The organism is Pseudonocardia sp. (assembly GCF_025465255.1).
In the GTDB taxonomy this organism is placed as follows: domain Bacteria; phylum Actinomycetota; class Actinomycetes; order Mycobacteriales; family Pseudonocardiaceae; genus Pseudonocardia.
This window is the reverse complement of record NZ_JAODNI010000237.1, coordinates 1-5,449: the sequence shown is the minus strand read 5'-3', so window position 1 is coordinate 5,449 and position 5,449 is coordinate 1. Positions and strand designations below refer to the sequence as shown.

Annotated in this window: 3 protein-coding genes and 1 pseudogene; 1 reads left to right on the top strand and 3 read right to left on the bottom strand. The window is 67.3% G+C overall.

Annotated features, from left to right (window positions below):
• The 3 genes from JWP64_RS29750 to JWP64_RS29740 form a co-directional block, all read right to left on the bottom strand.
• The gene (locus JWP64_RS29750; RefSeq protein WP_297503558.1) at positions 1–789 is read right to left on the bottom strand and encodes a SigB/SigF/SigG family RNA polymerase sigma factor; all 789 of its coding nucleotides are present in this window, start codon (positions 787–789) and stop codon (positions 1–3) included.
• Positions 790–1,156: 367 nt separating this feature from the next.
• Entirely contained in the window at positions 1,157–1,396 is a 240-nt protein-coding gene (locus tag JWP64_RS31770; protein WP_366890815.1) for an ATP-binding protein, read from the bottom strand.
• A gap of 1,097 nt (positions 1,397–2,493) precedes the next feature.
• Positions 2,494–3,933, bottom strand: coding sequence for a condensation domain-containing protein (locus JWP64_RS29740; protein ID WP_297503554.1), 1,440 nt, complete (start codon positions 3,931–3,933; stop codon positions 2,494–2,496).
• Positions 3,934–5,257: 1,324 nt separating this feature from the next.
• On the opposite strand from JWP64_RS29740, the pseudogene JWP64_RS29735 reads away from it, so the two are divergent.
• Positions 5,258–5,449, top strand: a pseudogene (locus tag JWP64_RS29735) (IS5/IS1182 family transposase); the annotation flags it as partial.

Here is a 5,449-nt window from a genome sequence, read left to right as displayed (position 1 = left end):
TCAGAGTGTGATCGGGTTGCCGGCGTCGGCGAGCTGCTGGCGTAGCTGGGCCAGGGTGGTGCTGAGCAGCCGGGAGACGTGCATCTGGGAGATCTCGATCCGCTCGGCGATCTGGGTCTGGGTGAGGTCCTCGAAGAACCGCAGCGTCAGAATCGTCCGTTCCCGTGCCGGGAGCGCCTCGATCAACGGACGAAGGATCTCGTGCCGTTCGACGTGCTCCAACTCGGTGTCGAGCCGGCCGTAGGTCTCGGCCAGCGGCTGCCCGTCCTCCCCGTAGGGGCTGTCGAGCGGGACGCTGTGTTGGCTCTCCCGCGCGCCGAGTGCGTCGATGACCTCACCGACGGTGACGCCGAGCTCGGTGGCGAGCTCGCTCGGCCTGGGTGCCCGACCCAGCCGGTGCGACAGGGGCTCGGTGCAGCGGTTGATCCGGACGCTGAGTTCCTTGAGCCCGCGCGGGACGCGGGTGGACCAGGTCCGGTCGCGGAAGTAGCGGCGGATCTCCCCGGTCACCGTCGGGATCAGGTATCCCAGGAACGTCTCGGACCCGCGAGCGGGGTCGTACCGGTCGATCGCGTTGATCAGGCCGATCGTGCCGACCTGCTCGAGGTCCTCGGCGATGCCGTGGCGGTTGTAGCGACGGGCCAGATGCCGCACCACCGGCAGGAAGCCCATCACCAGCTCGTCCCGCAGCCGGGCACGGTCCAGATGGTCCTCGGGAAGGGCGGCGTAGCGGTCGAGCAACGGCAGGAACCCTGTGTACTCGTCATCGCGTCGAACCGGCTCGTCCATGCGCCGGGGCGGCGACGTTGCGACCGGGGTCCCTAGCGCGCGGATCACGTCTGGCCGAGGATGGACCTTGGTATGGCTGCTTTCGACATACGCCAGCGTCACTAGATGATCTACCCACACAGGCGCCGCGCGAAACAACCCCTCCGAACCGGACTTCCCACCACAGTGCACGCGCTCATGGGCGCACCGGGCGAGATCAGCTGTCCGGGGAGGTCGAGGAGGTCAAGGGGGTGGAAGCGCCCCCGGTGGGTTGGGGTGCGCGTCAGGCGACATTCAGTATCCGGCCGACTACGTCGTGGGCGACGTCGATCAAGGGCCGTCCGGGCTGAGGGTGATGTGCCGGAGATGCTCCAGCGCCGCGCGGAGCTCAGGCAACGGCGAGGGTGGCCCACACGGTCTTACCGGCGGCGCGGCGGATGGTGCCCCAGCGGGCGAGGGCCTCGACCAGCGCGAGGCCGCGGCCGCGGAACGCGCCGAACCGGGAGACCCCCGGGGTCAACGGTTCGTCCGGGCTGCCGTCCTCGACCTCGATCCGAAGATCCGCGACATCGAGGACGACCCGGACCCTGCGCGGCGCCGCGGCGTGCTCGAGAGCGTTGGTGACCAGTTCCCGTGCACACCAGCTCGGCCTCGATCCGGCCGTCCCCGGCCGGGATCAACTGTCGCAGCCGCGACCGCAGGCCCAGCAGGCATGACGCGTCGCTGAACTCCACGGCGAACGAACGGAGCACCCGTTACGGGAGGTGACACCCATAGCCCCGCTCCTCCCAGCCGTCGAACCACAATGGGTCCACCAGCCTTGACGTCAGTACACCGTCCGGGTTACCGGTACCCACTCCCGACCGATGCACGCCGGCTGCAGCGCAGATGGACCAGCGCACCAGTGACGAGAGCTTCATCGACGGGATCCAGGGCCACTACCCAAGATCGACATACCGGTCACCGTCTGTCGGGGTCAGCACGCACGTGGATCCCGGTCGCCCGAGGACGTGAACTCGCTCGGGCGCATTCCCCAACGCAAGCTTTCAGGTCATCCCCGACGCCGGGCACCTCGTACAGGAAGACAACCCCGCCGAGCTCACCGCAGCCGTTCTGACCTTCCTGCAAGGCTGAACGACGGGCGGACGAAGGCCCCGCTCCATGACCCCACCATGGCATCACGGCGACCCTTCGACCTGTGTGTTCCTCGGTCCCGGGCTAGCGTGACGGGCCTTGTCCGCGGCCTCGCCGACCCGGGGTCGAGCATCGCGCGCAGGGGCTCGACCGCGTGGAGGTGACCGGGCCGCGTGTTGCGGCTCGTCGGGAGGTGGCCGGCGTCGCGGGCAGCTGGGCCAGGAACGCGCGTTGGGTGCCCTCCCGGAAAGGGTGCAGCGCGTTGATGTCGCCGAGCAGATCGGCCAGTGTGGACACGAACGTCGCCCCTTTATCCCGCGTCCACCGCCGAGAGGGCACCCAGTACCTGCTGTGCGCCTGACCCGATCCCGATCAGGCGCATAGCGCGGCGTTCCCGGGGCCGGGAGTAGTCGCAGCGCGTCGTGCAGTCGGGTCCCGTCGGGGGTGGCGCACCGACGACGCCATCACCGGGGCGTAGGTCTCGTCGGCACTCTCGCCGACCACATCGGGCAGCAAGGCGAACGTCCCGCGGCCTACCCGCCACGCCCGACCTTGACACGGCGTCGGAGCCTTTGGATCTGAACCGGGTGGTCAGATGGCTGCGAGGTCGGCTGACCGGAGTCGTTCGCAGTCGACAACCCCGAGCGGCTCGTTCGGCGCGGCATTGATCATCCGAGCGCAGCGGCCGGGGTTTTCACCGGGGTATGTGCCGTCGTGAGCGACCCGCGTCATCACCTCCCGGATCAGCCTCGAGTATTCGTCCAGAATCTCCGCTGCGTAGGGCGTGTCCGGGTGCCGAACGCTCAGATGAACGCCGTCATACTGGCGGGAGACCCAGACGTGAGTATCGTCTGCTTCAGTTACCCTGCCGATGGTTTTGGCGTTCCATTCCGCATGCTGGTCGCCCCCCGGGAGCTTCCTGTAGTCGGTGAAGGAGACCATGGAGAAGAGGTCTTTCCGTGTCACGTGGAAGTCATCTCCAAGAAGCTCGAGGATCCGCAATACCGGGATTCTCGCCAGTCGAATGGCGCTCCGTATGCTCTGTTGTGCCCGTTCCATCACCTGGACGAAATTGTCGTCCCCGGCCAACGAAAAGTCCACGGGGTGACAGGTGATGAACCAGCCCATCGCATGTTGCCACTGTGGCTCGTGTCGGGTATGGACTGGGATCACTGTTCGGAAGTCCTTTTCCCCGGTAATTGAATGCACAGAAATCGCCATCGCGGTCAGGAGTCCTGCGAAGAGCCCACCTCCGGCCGCTGTACAGACTGCTTCGAACGCGGAGGCTTCCTCGGGCGTCAGGAGCTGACTGTTGGAGACGGTCTGGGGCCACGGTTGTCCGCCGAGGCCCAAGTCCAAGGGAAAGGTTGGCGTCGTTCCGCCGCAGGCCCGGACGAACTCCCGCCACGTTCCCACAGCCGGATCATCGATGACAACGGCCGCGCCACGGCTGCGTTCGACGGCGCAGAGCTCGAGGAAACTGCCGGTTTCGGGCAGCTCAGGTCTCTGTCCCATCAGGAACGCCGAGTAGCTGGTCTGCAGTTCCCACACTGCCAACGCCAGTGAGAATCCGTCTCCGGCTACGTGGTCCAGCGCCACGAAGACTGTTGAACGTGTACCGCGGCTGATGACACCCAGGACGATGGGTGGCCACGCGAAGGGGTCAGTGCCCGCGGCGAAGCGTTCGTCGAGGTAGGCGTGCAACGCTTCCTCTGACGTGAAGAGCGACGGTGCCCTCTGTACCAGGGAGACCGCTTCGGGCGGAAGAGTAAAGCGTTCGATACCGCCATCGCCGGTCCGGAAGCCGCTTCGGGTGGTCTCGTGTCGGCGCAACCACAAGGTGAAAGCATCGCCCAGGGCTTGAAGATCGGCTGGGCCGTCGATGTCGAATGAGGTGGCAATCCAGGGATTGCCGGGCAAGCCCGCGTCATGGGCGGCCAGGGAGGACCGCAGATGCAGCTCCTGGTTGTAGGACAGCGGCACGGGGTCGATCGGTGCGAGCCGGGCGGCCGATGCCGTCTCCGGGGTCACCGTCCACTCCACGAGGAGCCCCGGCGCAGGATGAAAATCAAGAAACGAAATCGGTTGCATTGGATCGTTAACCCTCACTCCTGCAGGGCGTCTGCAGGTCGATTTGTCGCGGCCGTTCGCATGCGTCGGAAGAGATCCACAGGCCTGGGCAACGACCCCGGTGGACAGGTTGACCAGCCGGGACGGGTCCTTGGGCAAGTCGGTGAAGCTTGGCGGGTTGAGAGATGAAGACCGTTCCGGGCCGCACCGCATGAGCGCCGATCGAGTGGATGGCGTCGCTCGTCTGGCCGGCCACGAGCAGCCGGCCCGCGCCGTTGGCGCGGACGAGATCGTCGGCCTTCCGGGTGTCGGGCTCTCCCGAGCAGGTGGCGCCGCCTTGCTCAGCAGCAGCCCGCGCGGCTCCGGCGAGGAGCGATCGGAGTCCGCGTCGGTGAGCCCCAGCGGCGCCGAGTGGAGGGCACCGGGAGGACCGTGGTGATTCAGGCGGTGTCGGCCGGCACCGAGCAGCGGGTGAGCTGGGCGGTCGCCGGCCGGGGACAGCGGTGGACCGCCTCGGCGCTGTTGGGAGCGGACAGGCTTACGTCGGGGTTGGAGTGGGCTACGTAGCCGGTCCCGTCCGGGACGATGGAGATCGCGTCGACGGCGCCATTGATCGAAGTCGCTGCCGGTATCGGCGGGGTCGGGCAAAGGTGAGGTAGACCGGATCGCCGAGTTGCGAGATGTCGCGGGGGATTGACGGCCTTCATCGTTGCACCGCGACCGTGGGTGGCGGTGCGGCGAAGAGCGTCGGGGCGGAGCCGGCGCCTATCTGCATGGGAAGCGCCGCGGCGCTGGGACGTGCAGTGATGCCAGCAGGCCAGGGGGCTGGGAGGCCGATATCGCGGGGCAGACGCATGAGCTCTCCTCACAGCTGCGGCCCGACAGGGCGCCGAGATCCGCAGCTGCATCTTGGTCAGGGCGCGCAGCGCCACACAACCATCGTGCTCACTGTTCGTGCACAGTTCAACTGCGATACCACCATTGGAGTTAACCCAAAAGCGGGGTGCCGAGCCCGAGCAGCAGGCAGCGGTGGAGCGTGGCTTGCGTCGATGTCCGCTGGGCCCTGAGCGCCGCGATCAGTGACGTCTCCGTCCAGTTCGACCTGGTGTCACCTGGATGGGTAACGGACCGAAATGGACAGCGGACCCTTTCCAACCTGCCGCGGGTCGGGTTCGGGACCTGCGCGGCGTGGTGGCTGGGCATGAGTGAAGCCCCTGGTAGACGGGTTATTGCCTGGCTCAACTCTTCCGACCGAGAGCTTCGGGTGCCTTCCTGCTCCGCAGGGATGACCGTGTCCAACCGCGCGCTGATCATGCTGTCCGACGCGCTACGCCACCGGCGCACGCAACTGGGCACGAGGTGGCGGCGCCTCGATGCCGGACAACAAGCCCTGCTGGTCGTGGCGCATCTGCGCACCGTGCGGGCAACGGATGCTGGGCACGAGCAGCTCGTGGCGTGGGCGCGGCGGGAGTGTCGG

What these genes read in the sequence shown, in the direction of transcription:
- JWP64_RS29750 (WP_297503558.1), bottom strand. Translation starts at nt 789, where the DNA reads ATGGACGAGCCGGTTCGACGCGATGACGAGTACACAGGGTTCCTGCCG.